Origin of the sequence: Sphingomonas sp. PP-CE-3A-406 (genome assembly GCF_003688625.1) — a bacterium.
Lineage (GTDB): Bacteria > Pseudomonadota > Alphaproteobacteria > Sphingomonadales > Sphingomonadaceae > Sphingomonas.
This window is the reverse complement of sequence record NZ_RCWY01000003.1, coordinates 324,580-348,937: the sequence shown is the minus strand read 5'-3', so window position 1 is coordinate 348,937 and position 24,358 is coordinate 324,580. Positions and strand designations below refer to the sequence as shown.

The 24,358-nt window shown below is 61.6% G+C and carries 30 protein-coding genes; 19 read left to right on the top strand and 11 right to left on the bottom strand.

The window, feature by feature from the left end; all coding sequences use genetic code 11:
* The first annotated feature begins 113 nt into the window (after positions 1–113).
* Positions 114–623, top strand: coding sequence for an outer membrane protein assembly factor BamE (locus C8J44_RS13635; protein ID WP_121885801.1), 510 nt, complete (start codon positions 114–116; stop codon positions 621–623).
* Between the two features lie 237 nt (positions 624–860).
* Positions 861–1,577 (top strand): glycosyltransferase, encoded by a 717-nt coding sequence (locus C8J44_RS13630; protein WP_259466866.1) that lies wholly within the window; start codon positions 861–863, stop codon positions 1,575–1,577.
* Between the two features lie 780 nt (positions 1,578–2,357).
* Here C8J44_RS13630 and C8J44_RS13625 read toward each other — a convergent pair.
* A complete protein-coding gene (locus C8J44_RS13625) occupies positions 2,358–3,944 on the bottom strand; it encodes a recombinase family protein (protein ID WP_121904956.1) in 1,587 nt (528 codons plus the stop codon).
* Between the two features lie 120 nt (positions 3,945–4,064).
* Positions 4,065–4,352, bottom strand: a complete 288-nt coding sequence (locus C8J44_RS13620) for a hypothetical protein (RefSeq protein WP_121904955.1) — start codon at positions 4,350–4,352, stop codon at positions 4,065–4,067.
* Positions 4,353–4,608: 256 nt separating this feature from the next.
* Between C8J44_RS13620 and C8J44_RS18625 the strand changes: the two genes are divergently transcribed.
* The 6 genes from C8J44_RS18625 to C8J44_RS13590 are packed head-to-tail and all read left to right on the top strand — an operon-like array spanning position 4,609 to position 6,746.
* Positions 4,609–4,896 carry a hypothetical protein gene (locus tag C8J44_RS18625; protein ID WP_220683117.1) on the top strand — a complete coding sequence of 96 codons (288 nt, stop codon included), beginning with the start codon at positions 4,609–4,611 and terminating at the stop codon, positions 4,894–4,896.
* Positions 4,897–4,910: 14 nt separating this feature from the next.
* Positions 4,911–5,144, top strand: coding sequence for a hypothetical protein (locus tag C8J44_RS13610; RefSeq protein ID WP_147453206.1), 234 nt, complete (start codon positions 4,911–4,913; stop codon positions 5,142–5,144).
* A gap of 11 nt (positions 5,145–5,155) precedes the next feature.
* Entirely contained in the window at positions 5,156–5,440 is a 285-nt protein-coding gene (locus C8J44_RS13605) for a hypothetical protein (RefSeq protein WP_121904953.1), read from the top strand.
* Entirely contained in the window at positions 5,440–5,871 is a 432-nt protein-coding gene (locus tag C8J44_RS13600) for a GTA-gp10 family protein (RefSeq protein WP_121904952.1), read from the top strand. Before C8J44_RS13605 ends, C8J44_RS13600 begins: the two co-directional genes overlap by 1 nt.
* Positions 5,871–5,990 (top strand): phage tail assembly chaperone, encoded by a 120-nt coding sequence (locus C8J44_RS18940; protein ID WP_121904951.1) that lies wholly within the window; start codon positions 5,871–5,873, stop codon positions 5,988–5,990. The genes C8J44_RS13600 and C8J44_RS18940 overlap by 1 nt, the downstream gene beginning before the upstream one ends.
* 9 nt (positions 5,991–5,999) lie before the next feature.
* Entirely contained in the window at positions 6,000–6,746 is a 747-nt protein-coding gene (locus C8J44_RS13590; protein ID WP_121904950.1) for a hypothetical protein, read from the top strand.
* 76 nt (positions 6,747–6,822) lie between these two features.
* On the opposite strand, the gene C8J44_RS13585 is transcribed toward C8J44_RS13590, so the two are convergent.
* A complete protein-coding gene (locus C8J44_RS13585; protein WP_121904949.1) occupies positions 6,823–7,848 on the bottom strand; it encodes an acyltransferase in 1,026 nt (341 codons plus the stop codon).
* 267 nt (positions 7,849–8,115) lie between these two features.
* Between C8J44_RS13585 and C8J44_RS13580 the strand changes: the two genes are divergently transcribed.
* The 6 genes from C8J44_RS13580 to C8J44_RS13560 all read left to right on the top strand — a co-directional run bounded on the left by C8J44_RS13580 (position 8,116) and on the right by C8J44_RS13560 (position 11,943).
* Positions 8,116–8,604, top strand: a complete 489-nt coding sequence (locus C8J44_RS13580; protein WP_121904948.1) for a hypothetical protein — start codon at positions 8,116–8,118, stop codon at positions 8,602–8,604.
* Entirely contained in the window at positions 8,601–8,906 is a 306-nt protein-coding gene (locus C8J44_RS13575; RefSeq protein ID WP_121904947.1) for a hypothetical protein, read from the top strand. Before C8J44_RS13580 ends, C8J44_RS13575 begins: the two co-directional genes overlap by 4 nt.
* A 224-nt stretch (positions 8,907–9,130) precedes the next feature.
* A complete protein-coding gene (locus C8J44_RS13570) occupies positions 9,131–9,646 on the top strand; it encodes a TIGR02594 family protein (protein ID WP_183128784.1) in 516 nt (171 codons plus the stop codon).
* Entirely contained in the window at positions 9,643–10,086 is a 444-nt protein-coding gene (locus C8J44_RS13565) for a hypothetical protein (protein WP_121904945.1), read from the top strand. The genes C8J44_RS13570 and C8J44_RS13565 overlap by 4 nt, the downstream gene beginning before the upstream one ends.
* A gap of 517 nt (positions 10,087–10,603) precedes the next feature.
* Entirely contained in the window at positions 10,604–10,729 is a 126-nt protein-coding gene (locus tag C8J44_RS18790; protein ID WP_259466865.1) for a hypothetical protein, read from the top strand.
* Complete coding sequence (locus C8J44_RS13560; protein ID WP_121904944.1) at positions 10,726–11,943, top strand: SGNH/GDSL hydrolase family protein; 1,218 nt, start codon at positions 10,726–10,728, stop codon at positions 11,941–11,943. Before C8J44_RS18790 ends, C8J44_RS13560 begins: the two co-directional genes overlap by 4 nt.
* Before the next feature lie 15 nt (positions 11,944–11,958).
* Here C8J44_RS13560 and C8J44_RS13555 read toward each other — a convergent pair whose 3' ends face one another.
* The 6 genes from C8J44_RS13555 to C8J44_RS13545 all read right to left on the bottom strand — a co-directional run bounded on the left by C8J44_RS13555 (position 11,959) and on the right by C8J44_RS13545 (position 16,314).
* Positions 11,959–12,288, bottom strand: a complete 330-nt coding sequence (locus C8J44_RS13555) for a hypothetical protein (RefSeq protein WP_147453205.1) — start codon at positions 12,286–12,288, stop codon at positions 11,959–11,961.
* Positions 12,281–12,502 carry a hypothetical protein gene (locus C8J44_RS18315; RefSeq protein WP_183128783.1) on the bottom strand — a complete coding sequence of 74 codons (222 nt, stop codon included), beginning with the start codon at positions 12,500–12,502 and terminating at the stop codon, positions 12,281–12,283. Before C8J44_RS18315 ends, C8J44_RS13555 begins: the two co-directional genes overlap by 8 nt.
* 174 nt (positions 12,503–12,676) lie before the next feature.
* Complete coding sequence (locus tag C8J44_RS13550; protein WP_183128782.1) at positions 12,677–13,477, bottom strand: toll/interleukin-1 receptor domain-containing protein; 801 nt, start codon at positions 13,475–13,477, stop codon at positions 12,677–12,679.
* A gap of 967 nt (positions 13,478–14,444) precedes the next feature.
* On the bottom strand, positions 14,445–14,897 hold the full coding sequence (locus tag C8J44_RS18310) for a hypothetical protein (RefSeq protein ID WP_147453203.1): 453 nt from the start codon (positions 14,895–14,897) through the stop codon (positions 14,445–14,447).
* A gap of 381 nt (positions 14,898–15,278) precedes the next feature.
* Entirely contained in the window at positions 15,279–15,869 is a 591-nt protein-coding gene (locus C8J44_RS18305; RefSeq protein WP_147453202.1) for a hypothetical protein, read from the bottom strand.
* 172 nt (positions 15,870–16,041) lie between these two features.
* The gene (locus C8J44_RS13545) at positions 16,042–16,314 is read right to left on the bottom strand and encodes a hypothetical protein (RefSeq protein ID WP_056054658.1); all 273 of its coding nucleotides are present in this window, start codon (positions 16,312–16,314) and stop codon (positions 16,042–16,044) included.
* 109 nt (positions 16,315–16,423) lie between these two features.
* Here C8J44_RS13545 and C8J44_RS13540 point away from each other — a divergent pair, with 109 nt between their 5' ends.
* The 5 genes from C8J44_RS13540 to C8J44_RS13520 all read left to right on the top strand — a co-directional run bounded on the left by C8J44_RS13540 (position 16,424) and on the right by C8J44_RS13520 (position 23,660).
* A complete protein-coding gene (locus tag C8J44_RS13540) occupies positions 16,424–16,657 on the top strand; it encodes a hypothetical protein (protein WP_183128840.1) in 234 nt (77 codons plus the stop codon).
* Between the two features lie 673 nt (positions 16,658–17,330).
* Positions 17,331–18,692, top strand: coding sequence for a hypothetical protein (locus tag C8J44_RS13535; RefSeq protein ID WP_055998741.1), 1,362 nt, complete (start codon positions 17,331–17,333; stop codon positions 18,690–18,692).
* A gap of 224 nt (positions 18,693–18,916) precedes the next feature.
* Positions 18,917–20,650 (top strand): hypothetical protein, encoded by a 1,734-nt coding sequence (locus C8J44_RS13530; RefSeq protein WP_055998743.1) that lies wholly within the window; start codon positions 18,917–18,919, stop codon positions 20,648–20,650.
* An 11-nt stretch (positions 20,651–20,661) separates the two neighbouring features.
* Positions 20,662–21,249 (top strand): hypothetical protein, encoded by a 588-nt coding sequence (locus C8J44_RS13525; protein WP_055998745.1) that lies wholly within the window; start codon positions 20,662–20,664, stop codon positions 21,247–21,249.
* Entirely contained in the window at positions 21,246–23,660 is a 2,415-nt protein-coding gene (locus tag C8J44_RS13520) for an AAA family ATPase (protein ID WP_055998747.1), read from the top strand. The genes C8J44_RS13525 and C8J44_RS13520 overlap by 4 nt, the downstream gene beginning before the upstream one ends.
* 163 nt (positions 23,661–23,823) lie before the next feature.
* Here the strand turns inward: C8J44_RS13520 and C8J44_RS18300 are convergent, their stop codons facing one another.
* A complete protein-coding gene (locus C8J44_RS18300; protein WP_147453200.1) occupies positions 23,824–24,102 on the bottom strand; it encodes a hypothetical protein in 279 nt (92 codons plus the stop codon).
* A gap of 18 nt (positions 24,103–24,120) precedes the next feature.
* Positions 24,121–24,351 carry a DUF190 domain-containing protein gene (locus C8J44_RS13515; protein ID WP_235512280.1) on the bottom strand — a complete coding sequence of 77 codons (231 nt, stop codon included), beginning with the start codon at positions 24,349–24,351 and terminating at the stop codon, positions 24,121–24,123.
* Positions 24,352–24,358 lie beyond the last annotated feature (7 nt).

Genomic DNA, 24,358 nt, shown 5'->3' with positions numbered 1-24,358 from the left:
GGCTTGTTTGCCCGCGCAACCTCGCATATCGAGGCGATCGGCGGCCGATGCAAATGCGTTCGCTCGTGTTCCGCGTGACCCAGTCTCGGCTTAGTATGGCCCCGGGAGAGTATATGAGCGTCGTTTCCACCCGTATCGTCCAAGTCGCGGCCATCGGCCTCGTCGCGCTGGCGAGTGCGGGCTGCACCCAGTTGCGCTCGCACCAGGGCTATGTCGTCGACACGGACCTCGTGAACTCGGTCCAGCCGGGCGTCGACAACCGCCAGTCGGTCCTCGCCACGCTGGGCAAGCCGACGATCGCCGGCCAGTTCGATCAGGGCGACTGGTATTATCTCGCGCGCGACAGCCGCAACCTCGCCTTCCGCAATCCGCGCCCGAACGCGCAGATCACGCTCCAGATCAGCTTTGACCAGAAGGGCACCGTCACCGCGATCCGTCGCGGCGGGCTCGATCAGGTCGCTTCGATCAAGCCGTACGGCAAGAAGACGCCGACGCTGGGTCGCGAACGCGGGTTCTTCCAGGATCTGTTCGGCAACATCGGCACGGTCGGCGCAGCGGGTGCCGGCGGCGGTGGTGCGGGCAATGGCAGCAATACCGGTGGCGGCGGTCGCGACCGGCCGTAATTTCGGTGTGATTCGCGCGTCTTAAGGCCGGTTTGGCCGCGCCGCGTGCTACGCATCGGCGCGGCCGGCCCGATAACGGTTCGGCGCCGATCCCGAAAGGGGGGAAAGGGATCGGCTGGTTAACGCGCAAGGTGCGCGAAGGTTCTCCCGTTCCTGCACGCGGCAAACATTCGATTCGGATCAGGTTGAGACCGAAACGGATACAACCTTCTATACCCTCCGCGCCGGGGGTGCGATGTGCGCGAGTCGTTGTGGATCGTCGACGCATTCGCGCACGAAACCTTGCTGTTTGCCGGAGTCGGATTGCTGCTCGGCGGCATCGACGATCTGCTGATCGACCTTGTCTATATCGTCAGGCGCATCCTCTACGGGCGTCGCCCGCGCCTGACACTTTCCACACTGGAGCCGCCGCACACCGTCGGTCGGATCGCGGTGTTCGTCGCCGCATGGGACGAAGTGGCGGTAATCGGCGGCATGTTGTCGGCAGCGGTCGAGCGCTACGAGCATGACGACTACCGCATCTATGTCGGTCTCTATCCCAACGACCGGGCGACGATCGACGCAGCCGCGGCGGTAGCGGAACGCGACCCGCGCATCCGCCTGGTCATAGGGCCGCGCGACGGCCCGACCACCAAGGCGGACTGCCTCAACACGCTTTGGAAAGCGCTGCGCCGCGACGATGCGCGCGACGACGCCAGAACCAAGGCGATCGTCCTCCACGACGCCGAGGACGTCGTCCATGCGCAGGAATTGCGCGTCTTCGACAGCCTGATCGACCGATACGAGGTGGTGCAACTGCCGGTGCTGCCGCTGGTCAACTACGGGTCGCGGCTTGTCTCGGGCCATTATGCCGACGAGTTCGCGGAATCTAACGTGACGTTATCTCAACTACGACGCTTGGTTGCCGCGGTGTACGTTCTATATAGCAGGTACGCGTACGGCAGGATTCGTTAGGTGTGTGCTGAAATTGCAACATTGAAGCGGGTGCTGCGTTATGCAATTGGACAAGCCGAAGCGATGGTCCCCAACACGTACTACCGGTTAACCCCGGTGAAAGGTCTGTCAGGGCATGATCAATAAGAGCGCTTCATTAGAAAGGAGCTACAATGCGTAACCCGGCAAGGCAGGCAGCGCCTGCTTATACGCGGGCGGCACGGCCTACTCCGGCGTACAGTGACGAGGTCAGTGAAGACTTCATCGCGCGCCAGCAGGCCTACATCGAGAGCCAGCAGGGCCCCGATTTTCAACTCACACAAGTATCCGGAGATGCTTGGTAATATCCGTGAAACAGGCTTGGACCTTCTTCCCGTTTTCTACCCTGCCGGCGCCATGCAGCATTGTATGGTGCCGGTTTCCGTATGTGGAAGAGGTCGATAAGCCAGGCCCAAAAAAACGGCCGTGTATCATCAAGCGAGCCAGCGCAGATCAGGAAGGAAACCCGTGGGTTCACGTAGCCTATGGAACGACTAAGCAAGTTTTCCTGCGGGGCTTCGACAATTTCACGGTATCTAACGTAGCTGAAATGGACGCGTGCGGCTTGTTCTGCGCTACGCGGTTTAGGCTGGATCGAGTCGCCCTATTGCCATGGGCCGACGAGTTTTTCGCTGATGCTCCGGGACGTACATCCCCTGTGATGGGTAAACTGAGTGAACACGGCGTATCCCTGCTGCGATATCAAGCCGGTTTAATCGCGAAGCGAGATCAGGAGCGTCAGGGCAAACTCGACGTTTGACATTAAGACGCGGCACGGGCCCGAGTTGCGAAGGCGAGCACTTCGTCGATGCGACGAACCACGGTGAGCTCGACGCCGCGAAGCTTGTCCACCTTTGGGACCAAGACGACCCGATCGATCATGCTACGGATCTGCGGGATCGCTTCAAGATGCGCCTCAGGATCAGCTAGCAGCCGTTCCAGATCCTCGATCTCGCGACGGTAGCTGTCGGCCAAGCCGGGGTGCAATGTCAGCACGGGTAGCGCGTCCATCGATGCGAGTTCCCGGCGGAGGCGCTCGTGATCGTCACGAGCAGCAGTCATAGCGGCGCGAACCTCTGGAAAGCTCGATCCTCCGTCCGCCAGCGCTGCGAGCAGTCGATCCCGCTTACGGCCGGCCTCGGCTAGTTGTCGTTCGGCCCGATCGCGATCACGAGTGAGCTTCTTGCTCTCCCGCGCATGCTCGATGTGATACTCGCGCAAGTACGCCGCGACTACGTCGGGAGCGAGCATCTGGCTTTTGAGGTCGGCCAGCACACGCGCCTCGTAGACGTGACCGGTGATCTGGCGCTTGTTGCTGCACGCCTTCTCAAACGCCTTCGCGCAGCCCCACACGCGCGAGCCAGCCTTGCCGTTGTTGCCGGTGATGATCCAGTTGCCACCGCACACGCCGCACACCCCGAGCCCCGACAGGACGTGTTTCGGGCGGCGATGCCGTTCCGGTCGACCGCCGCTCTTTTCCTCGAGCTTCGCCTGGACGGCGATCCATGTCTCGTCGTCGACGATGCGGAGTTCGGGCACCTGACCAACCGAGACAGGGTCGATCGCGGGGCGGACAACCTGCCGGCGAGTCGTCGGTGACTGGACGCCCGTCGTGCGGCCGTACACCATCTCGCCGATATAAATTCGGTTGCGGAGGATTCCGGTTCCGAGGGCGCCCTGCCCCAGCAAGGTGCTGGCACGCCAGAAGCCGGCGCGGGGCGGCGATACGCCGTCGACGTTCAAGGCCTGCGATATCGCCATGGCACTGCGGCCGGCTGCAAATTCGCGAAATATGCGGCGGACTATCTCCGCCTCGTCATCATCAATGCCACGCAGACCGCGGACGAGTTCGCCGCGATCGTCCAATTTCGGCGCCCTGCGATATCCGAACGCGACGGAGCTCGGCGAACGGCCGCTGGTCGCAACGCCGCGGTGTCCGCGACGGACGCGCGCTGCGAGGTCTTCGCGCATGCGCGAGTCCATCAAGCTCTTGATCGTGCCGGTAAGTTCGTCGACTTCGCCGTCGAGCAGTGTGAACAGTCGGCAGCCGGCAAAACGAAGCCGCTCGCGAACGGAGAACGCGTCGCCCTGGTGGCGGGCTATGCGATCGGTCGACTCGGTAAAGACCTGATCAATCCCGCCAGCTTCGACGCGGGCGAGCATAGCATGCAGCCCTGGCCGTTGATCGGCGCCGACGCCGGCAGCGCCACTGATTGCGTAATCCGTATAGACGTCGGCGATCGTCCAACCTTCGCGATCGGCGCGGCCGCGTAGCAGCGCGATCTGATCGTCGATCGACCGCGCGTTCTGGATCTGGCTACTGTAGCGGGCGTATAGGAGGGTTCGCACCGATTCTGTCCTTGCGAGCAGCTGCTATGTCACGCTTCACCGCCAGGCGCGCAAGCGCCTTCGCCAGTTCGATCAATTCAGGCGACGACGCGGGCTGTTGAAGTGGGATCGGATCGTACTTCACGCTGCCGCCCTATCCCGCTCGACATGTCGCATGCCGCGCAGCTGCTGGTTGACCATCGTGATGAAGCGCCGGCTTTCGTACCGCGGGCGTTCCTGCCACCACAGCATGGCCTCAACCGCTGCCGCGTAGCTTTCCCACTGGAGATAGGGCAGCACTCGCAGCGATCGGGTGTCGTGCGAATCATGGATCGTCCATAGCTCCGTCAGAGATAGGTCGCCGACGGCTTTGCCATATTCGCGGATCATGGCGGTAGGCGCATCCAGCGATAGATCGGCTTCAGCCACAGCAGCGGCCACAGATGACTGCTGCGACACTGGTCGATCACTTCTATCAGCACATGGGCGACATGCAGCTGTTCTGGGCCTCCGAGTGGTGGGTCAGCAGCTGCAAGCCATGCCACGACGGACCGAAACAAGCCGTCGAGCGGATCGGTGGTTCGGCACTCGACCAGCTGGCAGCGCGGCTCGGGTTGGTGGTGCGACGGGGGGGTGGGTACCGACGACCGAAGAGATCCGGCTATTCCGCCGGTTGCGGCTATGGGTGCCGCGTAAAAACGGGAAATCGGAGTTTCTATCCGCCCTGGCGCTCCTCTTCTGGGCGCTGGATAGTGTCGTCGGGGGTCAAGGGTTCGCCTTTGCCCGCGACGAGGAACAGGCGTTCATCGTCTTCAACAAGATGAAGTCGATGATAGCCCTGGCGCCCGACCTCGCGTCGGAGTGCCAGAGCCACGCCAAGTCGATCTATCTCAAGCCGGCCGCGGCGTCCTTCGTCGTGATCACCGGCTCGGAGATGGGTACGATACCCAACAGCCGGGTCTCAAGACGCTGACGATGAAGCAGGACATGATCCCGTCCCTGCCCGACCCGACCGGCTACACGCGTATGGAAACGCTCGACAAGAGCAACGCGACGGAAGTGTACCAGATCCGCAAGAAGCCGTTTGCCACCGCCGACATCGTCTTCGAGGCCGTGATGTATACCGGCCTGGACGACACGTCGTTCAACCAGGGTGAGAGTGTGAAGGTCGGCGTCACGCTGACGCTTGCCGAAGTCCCCACCATCGACGCACTCGCATAAGGATCCGACACATGATCAAGCTCGGAGGCTTCGACCTCAAGACCAGCCGCCCGTCCGATCTGGATGCGCAGCTGGTCAACGCTACCGGCTGCGGCGTGAAGGAACTCGACACCATCCTTGGTGCCGGGCCGGATCGCGCGGCCCGGGCGGTGCAGCCGTTCCTCGACAAGGAAGCGCCTTCGCTTGGCGAACTGGCACGCGTCATCGCCGGGGATCCCGCGGCGGTGCCGGCGATTCGCAAGCTGTACGCGGACGTGCTGGCCGCCCCGGCGTCTGCAACGGGAGACTCCAAGTAATGTCGGACGTGGAAGCAAGCCGGTCGGCGGTCGAGGATCGAGGCGAGTTCAGCCTTGTCCTCGCCGGCACGGCCATGGGGCTGCGCCCTTCGTATGAAGCGGTCGACGCCATCGAAAAGGCGCTCGGTCGCGGTGCGGTCGACATTGCGCGGCAGGCGCTCGCCGCCAAGCTCTCGATGGGCGAAGTCGCGCAGATCGCGACCGAATGCATCCGTGCATGGGGCCGTGACGCCGACGACAAAGGCGCTGCGGGCTCGAATGCGGTTCGGGTGGGTCAACTGATCTACGACAGCCCCGAAGGGCTCCACGGGGCCTTGCAGACGATCGCCGCGATGCTCTCGCTGGTCGTCACCGGCGGATACACCGCGTCGGGGGAACTGAAGCCGTCGACGACGAAGACGACGACGGAGAAAGCCCCCGTCGACGGCTGATGGGGTTCGCGGTCGCCGCCCTGGGGTGGCGACCGCGAGAGTTCTGGGCGTCCACGCCCGTCGAATACTGGACCGCCGTCAAGGCATACGAGCGGTTCCACAAACAACCTGACGAATAGGGAGGCGACATGGCTGACAGTACCGAACGCCTCTTGTTGCAGGTCGACGCTGCTACCGAACTGCTCCGCCGGCACCTGGCCGAGGGCGAAGCCCCGATGGATCGGTTCGAGCGTCGAGCCGTCAAGATGGCGGACATCGTCGATCGCTCGATCGGCAGCATGGGAAGCAAGTTCGGCGCGTTCGCCGGGCTGGCAGACGATGCCGCCAAGCGCGCGGAGCGATCGTTCGAAGCGAGCTTCAGTCAGGTGCAGCGGATCGCCGCGCAGGCGATCAACCGCGATGGGCCAGTAATCACGGCTCTCGATATTGTAGGTGGTTCCGATGGCCGCATTGACTGGTATGGAACCGCCGGCTCCGTTATTGCCACGCATGGCACCGATCCCGCATCCGCGGTTTCGGCAAGCGATTTTGTCGTTTTTCATGACCTCCCGGCAATATCTCCAGCAAAACCCGGAATATTTGGGATTCCGCCCGTCCGTTATCGGCAGCGATTGACCGGCGAGGTTTCTCGATCGGAATGGCAAAACCCCGGCGGTGGAGATGCGTTCTTCAACCTTGCGATGGGTCTGGTAAATAGCCGTGACGACTTAGAGGTGAGCCTTTCGCTGCGGTGCCCAGACGGCAATACCAACGCACCCGATGCGTCAATCTCTTGGAACTGGCTGGATGGCGCGGCTATCCGGGTGACCATTTCAGGAAATGACAGCATCCCAGCAGGATCCGCTGTGGCCTATGTTTTAGCTGAGCGGCTTTGATGGGCTTGGCTAATCTGGTTCTTCGGCGGACCAGGGAGAACGACAGGCGGGCGAAAACTGTGCGTATTGTCTCGAATTACCGAACATACCGCTTTCGAAACCGTCGTGGCGGATTCTCAATGAACCGCATGCTGAGATACCCGATCGGCATCATCGCGAGGTACATCAAGATCGACCATACAAAGGCCACGTAGAAGTTGCTGAGGTCCATGACGTGGCGCGCTATGAAGGCGGAAACGTAGAACACTACGAAATAGTGCAGCAGGTAGATCGAGTAGGAATAGTCGCCCATCTTGGCGATGAAGCGCGAGACAGGGCCGTGCGAATGGCGGAAGCTCTGGTCGTACCACGCAATCAGGAACGCATACGCAACACCCTCTACGGTCGGCAGGATGACCCATACCCAAGCCGGGCCCGACGACACCCCGCCAGCCGCATCGAAGGCATAGTAGAACGCCAGGAACGCAGCACCGACCGTGACTGCTGCGATGTGCCGACCGCGGATCAGGTCGCGATAGAAGAACGCCGCTAGGCCAAGCACGAACTGGTCCATGCGGCCGATGATCGTCCCATAGGCATAACGATGGATATCGTACCCGACCGCGTAAATCGCTAACCGCAGCGAGACGAACGTCAGCAGCACCGCGAGGAAATACCGACGATCGCGATGCAGCACGAACAGCAGCGCTGGCAGCAAGAAATAGAAATGCGCCTCGACTATGATGGACCAGCCACCGTTTGGCAGCGCGCCTGTGAGCGGGCTTTTCGCGATGTTGACCGCATATCCCCGCAAGTCCGCGCCAATCCAATATAGCCGCAGTGCTTCTGCGATTACGACGACCAGCATCAGCGGTGCGAGCCGTAGAAACCGGGTCCAGAAGAACGGTAGGTAAGCGACCGTCTTTCCGTCCAGCAGCTTGGCGAACAGATACCCGCTGAGCGTCATGAAAAGTGCGACGCCGGTATGGCCCTCATCGACGATCGACAGGATGTGTGCTCCGTCGAATGATATCGGTGCGCCGTCATGGCCATGCATGAAGTGCCAGCTGAAGACGAGCAGCGCAGCTAGGGCGCGGATGTGATCTAGCCCAATCCAATGCATCGAATATCCCAGACCTTTATTAAGTCCGGTTCGGTTGTTTTCTGGCAATGAGAAGGCCGATCGTTGAATTGTTCGCTAACCGGTGGGGTTCTCACAATAACGAACTTCGATCGACAGTTATTTCTTCCAAATCCATCTGTGCTGGATAGCACACGATATACGGAAAATATCCACCCCCCTTTTCAACATCTTAGTCGCCCATTTTAGGGAAGGATGACTCATGACTGCGACCGGAAATAGCAGCTTCGCAGCCCAGGCGGTCGCGAGATGACCCCGCTCGGCCATATTGTTAGCGTCGTCGCTATCTGGGCGATGATGCTGTTCGGCCTTCGCTTTGCGATAGCTGCCGCGGAATGGATGTTGCCAGTGGCAGCCTCGTTCGGGAAGTTGCTTCGATGCGGCAAGGCGGCGCGCGTTGCCAGTGCGCGACATTTTGTACGGTCCGTGGTGCGGCTCCACATCGATTTTAAGCGTGCAATTGTGACCCCGTGGTCAGCGCCGCTATTGTTCGTCGGATCTGCGCTGATCGGACTTGGCTATGCCTTTGGCTCGTGCGGAGACGCGGCACAGTTGGTGTCGCGCAATCCATCGGCATGGGCCGCCTTCGATGTCGCAACCGACGCAGTCGCGGCGGTTCTCTCGATTACCGGCATGTCCTTCGTTCTCGCGGCAACGGCTCAGCGCCGCACCGCCAGCTTTCTTGTTTCTGCCGCCCTGATCGGGACGGGCATCGGTATCGGGGTGGTAACGCTATGAAGGAATGGCAGGCATACGCACTCGCGGCGTTCGCGGTCTTTGCCGGTCAGATCCTAAGGGTCGGGCAGAAGATCGAGGCTGGCAAACCGATCAGTTGGCGGGACATCTTCGTCATGTGCTCGCTGATGCCCGCATTCGGGTCGATGGCGGGGGCAGCTGCGGTCCACTTCGGGTGGCCTGCGTGGTCCATACTTGTCGCTGGCACCAGCGCTGGCTGGGTTGGCTTCGGCACCATGCGATTTGTCCTCGTGTTGGCGAAGTCGATCGCCGGGCAGTTGTCGGCCGCAAAGGTCGACTACTAAGTAACGGCCCGCCCAGGGTCAGGCCAAAGGCGGGCCGACCAGTCACTTTCCGGAGTTACCTGGCGCTGTTTCAACGCGAAACTTTCATCTCGGTTTCACGGTAGCAGCCCGCCCCGAGCATGGGAGCAGCGGGGCGGGCCGGCTGGAACATCGAGGGGGGTAGATGCCCCAGCAACACCTCAACGCTTGGGCGAGACAATCGCCCGTCATCGAAAGGATACATCATGACGACGGCTCCAGAGCCGGCGTGGCTTCGCCGCGCCCGGTCCCTTATCGGCACGCGCGAAGCACCCGGTACGGTAAACAGTTCGACCATCCTCGGCTGGGCGAAGAAGCTCGGCACGAAGGTGCTCGGCATGGTCTACAACGCGGACAGCGTGCCGTGGTGCGGCCTGTTCGTCGCATGGTGCGTCGCGGAGGATGGCATCACGCCCGCCCCGATCGCCGTTCGCGCAAAGGCGTGGGCCACTTGGGGCGCTAACCTCGCGCCTGAACGCCTCGCGCCGGGTGCGGTCCTCGTGTTTGAACGCACCGGTGGCGGGCACGTTGGCTTCTATGTCGGCGAGGACAAGACCCACTATCACGTCCTCGGCGGCAACCAGGGCGACCGGGTCAGCATCATGCGCCTCGAAAAGCCGCGCTGTGTCGCGCGGCGCTGGCCGGTCGGGCGCGCGGTCGTCGGCAAGCCGGTACTTATGACCGCGACCGCCGGCATCGCCGTATCGAGCAACGAAGCGTGACTTGGGCGGCAGCCGGCGCGCTGCTGCGCCGCTTCTGGTGGGCGGTGCCGATGATAGGTCTGCTCGCCGCGCTCCACTTCACGCGTACGACGCTCGCCGATCGCACCGCCACGCTGCGCACGGAACGCGCGGCGTGGACGGCCGAGATCGCGAAGGCCGAGCAGCTGCGCCTCGATGCCGAGAAGCGGTTCGCGAGCCAACAGGCGGCAGCGCTGACCACCTACGCCGATCGCCTCGCCGCGCGCGAGCCGATCATCCTTCGATCAACCGAAACCGTGAGGACCTATGCGCAAACTGACGCTGGCCGTGCTGCCTGCCTTCCTGCTGACCGCGTGCGGGGGATCGACGCACTCGACGCTGAGCTATTCGCCGGTGATCCCGCCCGTTCCCGCGGAGGCGACCAAGCCCTGTCAGCCGACCTCCCTGCGCCGGCAGACTGACGGGGCCGTCAACAGCGCAGACGCTGAATGGTCGCTCAGGGATGCTCGCGCCGATCTCGCGCGCTGCGATGCCCGTCGCGCCCTCGCGGTCGACGCTTGGCCCCATTGATAACAACCTTTCCAAATAGGAATTGCCATGACATCAATATTTCGATTGGCGGGTGTGCTCGCCTTCGCGTTGGCTCCGACCTCAGCCCTAGCGCAGGGCAAAATTAGGTCGACCGGAAGCAATGGCACGACCGTCGGCCTCAGCGGGCTGGCGTATGGTGCCGAGGGCGATACCGCCACTCCCGTAACACAGCAGACGCCGTTGCCGACTACGGCGGGGCCTCTGCCGCCTGCGGCCTCAGTGGCATTGTCAGGTGCGGTAACGACTGGAACGACGGTCGTAGGCCCCTTCGCTCCTCAGCTAGGCCGCGGTATCCGCGTAATCCTTCGCGGGACCTGGGCCGGCACTTTTGCAGTCGGAACGTCGGTCGATGCCTGTGCGACCATCAATCCCCTCACGATCGGCGGGATGACTTGGGGCAGCTTCACCGGCAGCGCCAATGAGATCGTCGATATCCCGACCCTTGCTGGCGTCGTCTATTGCGCCACGGCAACCGTCTCGTCCGGCTCGCTCAGCTATGGAGTCCGCCAGTGATCCGCTTTCTCATCATGCGTGTCATCCTCGCGCTCGCTGCGCTCGGCGTGCTCGCTACGCCGGTTGCCGCGCAAATCGATCCCGCCGCGCGTGGGCTCGCGGTGCAAGCGCAGCAGCAGAACACTACACTCGCACGCGAGGCGAGCATGCAGGGGGCATCGCTAACCAAGTGGCGAACCTGTCGCGCCAAACTTCGCCTCGCGCTGGTGTCGACCTGCAAGATCGCTTTCCCCGGCGACAGCAAGACGTTCGGCGCGGGAGCCGGCACCGGCTCCAAGTTCACGGTCAACGCCTTCGGCTTTTCGCGGCCGTCGCGTCTTGCCGTGCTTCTCGGTCAGCAGGGTCTCGCAACGCGTACCAATAGCTGGTTCGGCGCCGGCGGTATGTCGTCGATCGCCGACGTCCTCGCCTATGATCCGCGGCGCAGCGGTTTTTCAGGTTGGTCGGGTGGTGTCGTGTCGCTCGGCGGCGCTTCGCTTGCCACCGGCAACACTAACCCCGGCACGTTTCAGCCATCCGTGCCGGTCGATCGCGCCTCGATTTTCTATGTGCAGCGTCCTGGCGAAGGCGCTTTCACCGTCTCCAAGGGCCTCGAAACGTTCACCATCAACGCACAGAGCGCCACGAACGCGATCATCCGTTCGGAGATCACCTTCGTAATGAAGGACTCTAGCCCGATCAGCATCACCCGCACGTCCGGCGGTTTTGTCGAGATCGCTGGCATGATCGCGTGGGACAGCGCGGTTCCGGGGATCGAGATCAGCAACTTCGCCGTGTATGGCGTCGTCAGCGGATACCAGGCCGACGCGACCGCCGCATGGTCGCCGCTGAACGCGCTCGCCGCTTACGCTCCCGACCTGACGATCATCAACCTGTGGACCAACAACCTCAACACGGGCGTGCCACTGGCGACGTCGATCGCCGACCTGCAGGCGATCATCACCAAGGCAAAGCTTACCGGCGATTGCATCCTCGAATGGCCGTCGATCGGGGGAACGTCACCGTCCTATGGGGCCGACGCGACGCGTGCGCAGTGGAAGTCGGCGCTGGTGACTCTCGCGGCGTCGAACGGCTGTGCGTTCCAGGATGATGAAGCCTTGCTCGGCGGTCGCGTTGGCGCGGTCAGCAATGGACTGACGGCCGACGGCGTCCACGAAACCGGGCCGGGCTACGACATCGAGGCGCAGACGCTTCAGCGATATACTTCGCAATAGTGCCCTTGCTGGCGGCTAGCTCGGCCTATCGCTGGTTGCTTTCGCGAGGGCAGCACCAAGATCGATATCCTGCGCGACGCCAACCTCGCGACAGATGCCGGCGAACTGCGTGCCGGCCCATGTCGATCGGAAGCTTTCCTTATGCGCTTGGCCTTGCCCCATTAGCGTTCGCCATAGCTCGTCGAATGAATCCCGGTTCTTGGTCAAGGTGATCGAGTAGAGATACGCGAGCGCTAGGCGAACGCCGTGCTCCGGCGGTTTGAGCGGTCCACTATACCGAAGCCTCTGGATCGCTTCGTCCAGCACGACCAGGGCGATGAACGTCGTCCGGTTAGGCTTAGACACGATCGGCGCCAACGGGTGACCAAGGATCGCGCGCGCCAAGCTCGCGCTCGTCGACGTTGAGCACGATCGCCAGATGTCGGCGTTCCTCTTCGGGTAGGCGGCGAGGGGATCCGCGAGTGACGAATTGTTGCAGGTAGGCCGGATTGCGGCCGATCGTCGCAGATAGACTGGCAAGGCTCCTGCCTTGCTCGTTTGCCAGCTGGGGGATCCGCATGCGCGGGTTCTGTAATGTTGCCATGGGTACGCATCCTCACGTCGAATCGGGATGCGCACCAAGCTATATCGTTCCGCGTTTGTTCTCAATCGCGTTGCGGGTTTTGGACTCGTCGTATGTCGCGGCGATTATCGCGATGGCCTTGCCGATGTAGCTTTGCCACATCGGTCTTCCTTATTCGAACTCGCTCCGCTTAAGAAAAGCAGCCAAAGCAGGAGTTATGGTCAACGTCAGGTTGCCGAAGGTGCCACCTCCACTTCCGGTAACACCATTTCCTCCATCCACTGCCAAAGCAAGGCCAACAACTGCATAACTCCAATTAAGTAGGCCTCGGTTTTGCAATGCCTTTAGTGCCTGCTCCATTTTACGAAACGAACTTTCGGGAACGTCAGAAACAGTAACGGGTGGGCCTACCTGTACATTACTAATTTGCTTTATAAGGTATGGTTCAGCCTCCTTTATTTGACGCAAGGATACGAGGACATCTCGCTCTTCGGTGTACTTGCGTTCAAAATTCTGGATACTGGCTACGAACGATCGAAGATTCGGCTCTGGTGTGGCGCTTCCAAGAACTTGGGCGACGACCGCGTACATTGCGGATATTCTATTCATGTCGCTAGCTGAAAAGGCCTGAAGTTGCCCGAGAGGCAACGGAAGCCCCCCGGGGCTTATTCCGCTATGACATATTATCATCGTCGGTACGCGTTTCGCCCATCCAGCTCCTGCTTCAAAAGTGATCCAGGGCCTCGCGACGGAAGTGGGACTCGCCAACACGATCAGCGCGGCGGCGCGATCTAGATTGTCATCCACCGCCTTGAGCCAAGCATCCCCTGGCGGAATGCTCCGACTGTCCGATGATACGAACACGTCTATCAGCGAGAGGAAATCTTTCTCTAGGCGATCCTTGAAGATCGTTCCCAGCTCTCCTTCTTCACTAATGTGAGACAGAAAGATGGTCTTTTTTTTACTCACCACGCCCCGGCTTCCTTTGATTTTGATGGCAGCTTAGCCGGAGCCTATCGCGAGGCGCAATGCCAGGCATTGCCGGATGGCAGCGAAGGTCTGCTACTCAATGTACGGAAATTTACCGTCGAGAAGATCACGGGTGACGCCACTTGATCCTAGCGTGCCGTTTGAACCTTCCTGGATGACCTGCGTCAGGGCTCGGCAATCGTACCAAACCGTTTCCGGCTTAATTGAATTTGCATCAAAGTATCGACTTACGAAGCTCTGCGACCATGAGGCTTCCATCGAACCTGAAAGGCTTGAAACGATGTGGTCAGTTAGCTGGCCATGTTGCCCGCTAATATGCTCCTGATAGCCCGACCCCCTACGGCCGATGCTGCAATCGTAGCCTATTGGAACGGCCCCGCCCCATATCTTAGCTGGCAGATCGGCCGGTCGAGTTCTCCGGACGTCTTTCCATTCGTCACCTTGGATCGCCACGCAATCGAAAGCGGCGGAGGTCTTCCAGCATCGGATTAGTGAGGACGCTTCAGTGGCGTTTTTGTCGGTAGGCCCGACCGCCAGCTTACTGCCGTCCTTTAACGTTTCCCACGTCAACCCCGGCTCGATGGGGTTGGTATTCGTCCCAGAGCACGCGGTCGCAGCGAGGCAGAGAACCAACATTATTTGATCGCGCACACTTTCCCCCGTTTTCTCTCTCTTATGGCGGAGTTGAGTTTACGCTCAAGCCGCTGAATCGAACGCGACCCCCACTCGTGGGGTGTGATGCCACCTCAACTCCTCCCGGACCCAAATGTCCGGAAGGGGAAGGAAAGCAGACGGGCGGCTTTCGGGGCCGCACTCCGAGAAACCCGCCATCGAATGCACTCGCCAAATGCATCAGATTTTTGCATCGGCGGATACCCAGCTTTTCTGCCGTTCTTTGGCCGATGCGAAGTCCGTGAGTTTTGCATCAGACGCGGTGCAGACCGGCTTGCTAAGCTGCGCAGCTCAGCACGTACGGGTCGTCATCATTAGCAGCAGGCCCTTTGGTAGCCTTGGTGGACCGAGTGCGGCGCATTCTGCGGCACCCAGCACGCACGCGGCGGATCACATTGGAAGGACGCAGCCTTGCTTCCCCTCCACTCCAGCTTGACCAAGCGAGAGTTGCGACAGCTAGAACGTCGGCAAAGCTACTGATTTCGAATGTAAGAACCCAACCTAGTGTTTCAGGTCCAGCCATACCCAGCACGCGCAATGCATCGCCGGCTTCTAACCAAAGCAGCACGCTGACCAGAAGAAGCCCTCCAGCCAGCATGACGAGGTTGCTTCTAGACACGCGGCTCAACCGATCAGCCGGCCATTCGACCATCCAATGAGAAAGCATCCGACCAATTGGGGTTTTGGGTGCAAGCCAGAGCATCGACCACAAACCGAAAAACGCTGCCACGAATGTCATTATAGCCAGTTTCCTCAACTCGAGAGCCGAGCTTACCGCGCACCTCGAATATCCGCTACGGCCTCATGCTGAACGCCGCTGATGCAAAACTTTTGACTTTTGCATCAGGAGTGGCCGGGTCGGGAGGATCGTGCTGAACGGATGTCGGCTTTCGAGACTCCGTTTTACCCGCAGGAACGTCTAGGTATGGGCGAAGTTGCCGTCGCGTCTCCAGTTGCGGTAACGCCCATCCCGCTGAATCGAACGCGACCCCCACTCGTGGGGTGTGATGCCACCTCAACTCCTCCGCCCCCCCAATGTCCGGAATGGGCAGGAAAGCGGACCGGCCGCTTCCGGAACCATGGGTTGGAAAACTACGTCCGGATTGATCGGTTATCTAAAAGTAATCCACACTAGGCCGATAATGGAAATGCCAAGCGTGATGCACGAAGCCGGAATTGCCAGAAACACATAGATTGCGTTCGATGGCTTTTGGGCCGGTTCTATTAACAACCCGGCCTTAGCCTGTTTGAGGATTACCAATATATCACCGGGCTCATGCGCATAGTCCTCGGCCGCTATGACTAGATTGCCGCCGCTGCGTTGGGGCAAGACTATCGAACGGGCAGCACTTTTACCATTTAAGCGCTGCAATACGGGTTCCCCCAAATCCGACCAAGAATGGTAAAGCCTCGTTCGCTGTAATATTAGTTCCACGCCACCCATAGTCACGGTGAGCAAATCAGAATGAACTAAACGACGAAGCGTGCGCACTTCAAGCCACACGAAGAGAAGTGCCATAGCTGTCAAAATTGCTAAAATAGAAAGATCGGCGAGTTCCACGTGATCTTTGCCGACCAGCGTATGGCCACAACTTATGGCTAAAAGCGCAAAGGGAAGCAGAAATGCTACGAGCACAATGGCTTGCGGCAGAAGCTTCAGCCTGCTTGCCTTGAGCGTCACTGCACGGTTTTCGGCGTTCATGAACGCCCCCTATCTCATAGTGGTTGCTGAAACCTTCTCTCGAGGATCGTGCCGATGGATAAGTGGTGACCCCATTTACCGATTCAAATGAACGAATGGCTGAAATCGGGATCCCGGATCGCCGGCATGAAGGTCCAGGTATGGGCGTTAGCGGAATGGCCGGGATTGGTGGTTACCAGACGTTCCGTCGTTTGAGATACGCCTGCTGTTCGGCGGCTTCTTCGTCGGAATAAAAGTATTCCGCGCCTGCCACAGGCTCATAGGTGCCAAAGTCCAATTCGTCGTATTGAAGCTGCATAGCTTGATGCCATGAGTCCGCTAAAACGCTGAAAACAAAGCGCGCGTTCGGCATGGTTGCGGGTCTCAATTCGTCATTACGCTGCCTCACGACGGCGAACTCAGCCCCGTCGTCGCCCTCCCAATATTCATGCAGAAGTGTTGCCATGTGGCATCATAACCGAACAGGGCGATGTCTGCTAATGGGCGTAAATTGCCGTCGCGCCTCCAGTTGCGATAACGCCCATCCCGCTGAATCGCATGCCAAGCAGATCATCGTGCGCACGGCACTCGGTGCCGGGATGCCGCTGGCGGGGACGGGCTGCGCGATCGCGCCCGAGGTCCTGGCGATGATCGCCCAGGCGCGCGGCGGAGAGCCGTTCGACGCGACCAGCCTGACCGAGGATTACGAATTATCACGAGCTCAAGATAAGCCCCATTATAGCGTCAAAAGTGTTATGCCGATCGAGAATAAAATCGGTTTGAAATCGGGGCGTTATCAACAATTATAATCAACATAATTATTGCATGGACCCCAGGTCCTTACCGAAAACTGGGTGTGAAGTGGCACTTTGGCGGTGAAGTTGGTGCCTTTCAGTCAAAGCCCGAATCGCAACTGATGAGTTTTGGCGGCCAGACCTAGGGATGGCATGCCACCTGAAGGGCTGGTCGAGCAGAGACGGCACGTATCTCAATGCCGCCCAATGGATCGGTGAGGTTATCAAGGCAGTCCGACGTGAGTTGATCGAAAAGCCAGTTGTCCTAACCCTTACCGCGTCCAGCTTGCCCAGAAATCAAAGCCCCGGTCCCTGCCCCGAAGACCACGGCTGTGGGAGAAACGAAGGCTGACGCCAACTCTTCTACGACACACAACAAGCCACGTCAGCGCAGCGTCAAGGCTGCAGCCAAACGGCGATAAGGGCATAACTCGCTATGCCGCCTTGGCGTCAAAACAGTTTGGTTGTTACATCCGCATATTGATCCTTTTTGCTGGAAATGGTGGAGAGCCGCCTAACCGCTTTGGAGAAAGCGGAGGCGGTAGCGGCCGTTCATTCAGGGTCGGTCGGTAGGCAGCTATGCGCCCCAATTCCGATCATTAGGATCGCTGGCTCTGTAGGCCGAAAGCGGTCGCGACGTTCGATCAAAAGGTTGCCTTTCAAGGCATGAGGCGATCAGAGTGACTTTATGCCATTCGAGACTGACCAGCACCTGCGAAGCTATCTCGACGGCAATCAGCTCGCCCGCGAGCGCATGTGCCTTGCCATCCTCGCGACAGACCGACGGTTCATTGACGTCAGGCCGCGCCAGCCGGCCGGTGGTCCCGACGGCGGCCGCGACCTGGAGGCGAAGCTCTCGGCTGGCGGCCGCGCGTTCGGCGCGATAGGCTTCGTCAACCGCGCCAGCGACTCCGCGCCTGAGCGCCGTAAGATCAGGAAGAAGTTCGAGGCCGACGTTGCTGCGGCGCCGCTGGACCGGGCGGACGCGATGTTTGTGTTCATGACCAACGTCGCCCTAACCGCAGGCGACCGCGATGAGATGGAGCGCCACGCACGGGCGAATGGGTTCAGCGACTGCGACGTTATCGACCGCGAGCGGCTCCGCATCGCGCTGGATCAACCTTCCGGCTTCTTCATCCGCTTCGAGCACCTGCGGATACCGCTTTCCGAGGCCGAGCAGGCGAGCTTCCTCGCGCAGTACAGCGAAGGCATCCAAGCCGTGGTGACGACGGGGTTCCAGCGCGTCGACGAGGCGCTGGCGCGGCTCACCTTCCTGGCAGAGGCCGGGGATCTGCTAACCGGGCTGCACGTCCGCTTCGACCTGGATCGGACCTACCCCGCCAACGAGATCGGCCACTACCGAGCCTTCATGCTCGTCTATCTGACCGAGGTCACGAACGGGATCTGGGCGATACTGTTCGGCTCCTCCGACCTGTCGAACCGTTTCCGGGAGGCCACTGACACCCCGTTCACCCCTCAGGTTGCAGGCATCCGTCACGGCATCGCATTCGCCCAGTGGGAGAGGAGGTTCGACATGGAACGGCTGCGACGCGCGGAACTGGGGGCCGAGGGCGATAAGGGAGCCACCGATGGGGAAGGTGACGTCGATGGGCCGACGACCGAGCTGCCCGCGTTCGAGACCCATGGCGGCGGGAGCTCGGTCGGGATTGACGAGGTGGCCGGGATCACGATCAGCTACCGCAAGGAGCGGCACGGCGTCAGCTTCCCGCATGAGCGCGGGATCAAGTTGCGCGACCTGCAGGATGCGGACACACTGCCTTTCGTGAGCCGCTCGTTCGCAAGGAAGGTGCGCCGCATCAGGATCTTCGCGAATGGCTACGAACTCGACGATCTCGGGCCGGGTGACTTCTTCGTCGACGAGAGCAAGACCGGGCTCGACATCGACAACAGGTTCTCAGCCGACGAGTTGAAGGATCCCTGGGTGAGGCTGCGGCCCCGGCGATCCTCGGCGTACCAGTTCGACTTCTACCGCAAGACGCCGAGGCGCATGTTCAAATCGCCAGGATCGGGGTCAGAGCAGGGCGGCTGAAGGTGGGCGGAACGTCGGCTTTCGCCGGCGAGTCTCGCACGGTGCTTCGCAGTTTGGTGGTGCTGATGAGCGAACTTGGCAGGCGCGTCGAAGATCAGTCCATTCCGGTGGCGATTTTCACCCGTTACAATTGGCGCACGAAGATGTTGAGTGCCGAACTTCTCTGTGGCTAACTGAAGGTCTGACTGCGGAAATTAAACGATCGGGGCTCGACCATAGTAGCGTTGAATCAAATACCGGCGGATACCGTCGACCTTCACGGCACGCTTGAATTGATCGAGGAGCATTTCGCCGCGGTCGCCAAGGCGGTTGCGGAAGGCGAGTTCGCGCTATGGGTGGGTTCGGGGATTTCCCGGGAGAGGGCTCCCGACCTAGCCGTGTTGGCAGCGGACCTGATCGAGCATCTCCGCTCCGAACTCGATCCCACCGATGCTGGCGACCCATACCGCGCGACCCTTGAGCGAATCATGCGTGAACTGCTCGGGATGGACCAAGCAGCTGTGCAAGCACTGCCACTGGACGTCGCATTCAACGCCTGGCCCGATGCGCAGGCGATCGCGGAGGGCCTGCGCAACCGATATTCGGAGATGCTGAACCTTAGGGTGCCGGGAAAGGAAAAAGACTACCTTCTCTGGGCAGCGGTCGACGTCCGTGAAAAATATGGTTCGCTGAACGATCCCGACGTTGAGCACCTTTCCATCGCCCTGCTGGTGCTCGAAGGGGCTGTGACCGAGATCGCGTCCGGAAACTGGGACGGTCTCATCGAGGTAGCCGTTGATCGCCTGAGTGCTACTGGTCGCCAGGGCATCCTGCGCAAGGTCGTCAACCCGGACGATATCCGGGAGCCCGTCGCGGCCGCCACGCTACTGAAGTTTCATGGCTGCGCCGTTGCCTGCATGGCGGACCCCGATGCGTTCAGGCCGTTCCTCGTGGGCGCGGAACGCGACATCATCGACTGGCCGAACGTTGACGATCCGCTTCGGCGCGAGGTCGTGCGGATGGCTACAAACCGCCGGGCACTGGTCGTCGGGTTGTCACTCCAAGACGGCAACCTGAAGGACGTCTTCTCGAGGGCGAAGGCCGTGCATGCCTGGCATTGGCCGGTAGCACCGACGGCCCAGCCGCACGTCTTCTGCGAAGATCAGCTCGGTGGTCCGCAACGCACCGTGCTCGAGGTGATCTACGGCGACGACTTCGATGCGCACGAGCAGGAGATTCTTGCCGCCGCGTTGTTGCGAGCGAGGCCACGGACCGCTTTACCTGCGCTGGCATTCCACGTTGTCGCCGACAAGCTATGCGCGCTCGCCGAGCGGTGCACGGCGGGTCTGCAGCCCCAGGAGCGGGGGGACCTGCTCCTCGGAATCGAGCATCTGCGGGACCTTTCGGCGATGGGGGCACCGGCCGACCGGAAGCAGCTGGGCGTCTTCCTTACCACCGCCATCGCCGCCTGGAGCCGATCAGTGGCACTCTTCCGTAAGGGCGAGGTTCCGCCGGTCGGCTCCCAGACCTACGCGGGCATCAGTCCGCTTCGCAGGACCGCCATGATGGGTGACGGGAACCTAGCGCAGTCGGGCCTCGACGAGGCCGCCACCGCGTTGGCGCTGATCGGTCGTCTCGTAAAATCCGGGCAAGCCTCAGTGTTGACTACCGACGGAGGCGCTGCGGACGGCGCGCTCGTCGTCAAGGCGGCATACGACAATGCCACTGCGAAAAAGGTAACATTCGTAGGCGGCTCCGATGCGGTGCTGCAGCTCGCGGCCGACGGCGCGCTCGACGACAAGGACACCATCATCGTGCACAGCAACGAGGTTTATATGCGCACCGCGTTGCGCTCGCGACGGTCGCCAAGCGGAATCGCTTCGACCGGTGCGCGGCACGTCAGCGTTCGACAGCTGATCGGCGAAAGCGTAGACTTGGGCATGCTTGAGCAACGGTTCCTCGAGGAGGCTGCGCTGTGACAAGCGGCCCTGTGACGCGCGTCTGCGAACGTTTGGAGAAGGCTAACTACGAGCGCGTCGGCGGTCGGTTCAAGGTGGCGTCCGTTACGTTCGACTTCCCGGCGGTCTTCACTGGCAGGAAGGAACGCGGCTCCGACCTCGTCGTCGTCGTTGATACCGACGACAAGGAGGCGATCGGTGAGCGCGGGGTTCGGACGCGCCAGAGGCTGGAGGCGCTGACAATGGCGCTCGACGTCGCCAATTGGCGCGTGGTCGTGACGGCGATTCTCGTCGGCCCCCCGATACCGTCGGAGACCGTGGACGAGATGACGCGGTCGTGCCGGGTGCTCACCGTGTCGAAGGCCACACTGGATGGCGCCGATGGCGCGCCGCCGCTTGACGATCGCCTGCGGGTCCTGCTGCCGCTGGACGCCAGGCTTGGCGAGGACGCTTTGGTGGCTGATCCGCTCGGGCAGCTTGAGCGGCAAATGGAAGGCACCCCGGATGCCCGCCTCGCAGAGCAGCTGCTCGCGGCGTCGCTGCGTGGGGAGGACGAGGTCCGGCGCGTGCTTGCGCGCGCGATCGAGGCGGCGACGGCGCCAGGGCTTGCATCCGCATGACCGGGCCTCGCCTCAAATCGATCGCCATCGACGGGTTCCGTAGCATCAACGCGCCGTTGTCGCTGCGCCTCGATGCGCCGATGGTCCTGATCCACGGGCACAACGGCGCGGGCAAGACGAGCTTGCTGTCGGCACTCGAGCTTGCGCTCACGGGCTCGGTCCCATCGCTCGAGCGTGCCGACAAGAGCTATCGCAAGGAGCTCGCCAACTACACCACCGGCGAAGGTCTGATCAGCCTGCGCGTGGATGGCCTGGGTGACGAGTTCCGAGACACCGACATCCGGCTGGCCCGCGGAACGACGCGGACCCAGGGTGGGCTGAGCGAGCAGGCGGCACGCTTCTACAGTGAGCGGTGCTATCTGGCGCAGACCACGTTGAGCCAGCTCCTTGCGATCTACGGTGGCGACGACGCAAGCATCGACACGCCGCTGTCCCAGTTCGCGGCGGAACTCTTGGGCCTTGATCGGCTCGACGCTCTGCAGCGCGGCTTACAGCCCGCCCGAGACGCCAGAAATCTCAGGCCGCTGGCGCCGACCTATCGGACGCTTGAGGACCGGCGCGAGGCCTTGGCGCGGTCCGTCGCGGAGGCCACTTTAGATCTTAAGCGGCTCGACGCGCGGATCGCGGATGTGCGGGAACGGCTGGATCGAATCCGGGCCGGAATGCTCGAGATCGGCGGTGAAGAGGGGCAGACTGCGGAGTCGACGAGATTGGCCGTCTCGGTGTTTGACGACCAAATCCGGCGCATCGAGGAGCTGACGCGCTCATCCGCCCGGATCCGAGCCGATCGCGCTGGCGCCGGCCGCGAGGAGGTCGTTGCCACGGCACGAAGGAGGGAAGCCGAAGCAGCGGACTGGCTTACGGCCAATTCCGACCGCATCCAGCGCCTTCTGCTTGCAGTGGTCAGTCACGTCCCGGATGTCCCGACCGGCATCACTGCAGATGTCGGCGCCGACATCGCCCGCCTGGCGAACCAGCTCAAGACGCTTTCGAACGCGGCAGCTGCGGCAGTCGCAAAGGCTAAGGATGCGGAGCGCCGGCTGAAGGAGCTGGATGACGAATTGGTTTCGGCGAAGACCACGACGGATGATCTCGACCGCGAGATATCCGAACTCGGGCGCCAGGCTCCCGATCTGGCGGCTGCGCTGTCGACCGTCATTCCGCACATCCATGGCGACGACTGCCCTGTGTGTGGGCGAGATTACGGGGAGGTCTCCGAGACGCCGCTCGCCGAAGCTGTGCGTAAGCGAATCCAGTTGATCACGTCCGCCGCCTCGCGTTTGGCGGAGGCTACGGGTCGGCGGACCTCGCTGACAGCAACGATCGCCGAGATCGGTCGCGAACGTGAGCTGCTCGTTGCACAGCTGCCGAGCGAGAGTCGGCGGTTGGAGGATCAGGCAGCTGCAGCCGCGCTAACCGGATTGGTCGCGGAGGCGTCTGAGCTGCTTTCAATCGCGAGGGAGGGCGGATCCTTGCTTCGTCAGCAGGCGGAGGCTGTCAGACTGGCCGTGGGTTGGTCGCGTTCCGACGTCGAGGACGACCTGCTGTCCAAAGACGTCGCGGCGCTTGAGGATCAGCTGGGAATCGTGTCCGCACGGACGAATTCCTCGACTGACCGGCTGGCCTTTATGACCCGGGAATTGGGGGGACGACGCGCGCGCCTGACGGCCTGGATCGAGCAGGAAACCATAGCGTCGACTGTGCAGCGGGAGCTCACGTCTATGACTGCGGAGCGAGTCGAGCTCGATGCGAAGCTGCGGTCGCAGGTCTCGGCTAAAAAGCGTGCAGATGACGCCTTCCGCGCGACCACGGCGATCCGCCGCAGCGTCGGGAGGATCGCTGACGCGGCCGCCGAAGCTCGCACGAGGGTGGTCGCGGAGGTGTTCAACGACAAGCTGAACACGCTTTGGCGGGATCTCTTCGTGCGTCTGGCGCCTGACGAGGAGTTCGTCCCGGTGTTTGACGTGCCCGTCGGAAAGGGTGGCCGGATCCGGCCTGTCCTCCGCACGATGCACCGTTCCGGGAACGATGGCGGCTCTCCGGGCGTGATGCTCAGCTCCGGCAACCTCAATACCGCCGCGCTGACGCTTTTTCTGGCGCTCCACCTCTCGGTGCAGCCGAAACTGCCTTGGCTGGTCCTGGACGATCCCGTCCAGTCGATGGACGACGTCCACATCGCGCATTTCGCGGCGCTGCTGCGGACCCTGTCAAAGGAGCATGGGCGGCAGATCATCGTCGCGGTCCACGACAGAGCGCTGTTCGACTATCTCGCGCTCGAAATGAGCCCGGCGTTTCCGACCGACGAGTTGATCACGATCGAGCTGGAGCGGACCTCGGGCGGCAAGACGCGCTACAATACGGCCCGCCACGGATATCGCGAACGTCCAAAGATCGTCGCTGTCGCAGCCTGACGTCAGTCGAATCTGAAGCCGAACAATCCGCCTTGCTCGCCATCGTCCGATAGACGCGTGGATTAGCACACGCGCTTGCTTATCGGACGCGGCCGGCAGCGTCAGTCGGTCGAAGATGTCCGAGTTTATTGCAACGAGATACTGGCCGCCGATCCGGTCAGAGCTAGTCGCGCACCACTGCTAATGTCTGCTTCTGCCACTTCGATTGATCACAAGCCGCCAGTCTGCTTGCGGCCCAATTCCAGCTGCCCAGCAGCACGTGAACCAGCGGCCGCTTTCGGGGCGCGCTAAAGGCGCCGCGAAGGTCGCCAACTGGGTCTGCCTGACCGACAGCTGCCGGACGGCTCCCGACCCAGTTCCCGACGTTCAGCTTGACCGAGCGCTTTCCCGGAAGCGGCCATTTGTTCACCTCGCTTCCGGCGCGGACCGTGGTGACCGACATTGGGGACTTTCCTGCCAGTCAGCTTTCAGGATCGGAACGGTTGAAAGCCGCTGGGCCGCGATTGCTGGAGCCGTAATGCATGTTCTGCGCGACGGCGTTGATGATGCCGTCCGCCTTCGCGGTGCGGATCAGCTCGCGATAAAAAGGTTTCGCACCCCAGAAGCGACGTGGGCCGACCTTGTCAGACGGCTTCAAATAGATGCGCAGCATTCCAACCTCGCGGTGCTGGACGTTGAAACGATCAGGCATAACGGGC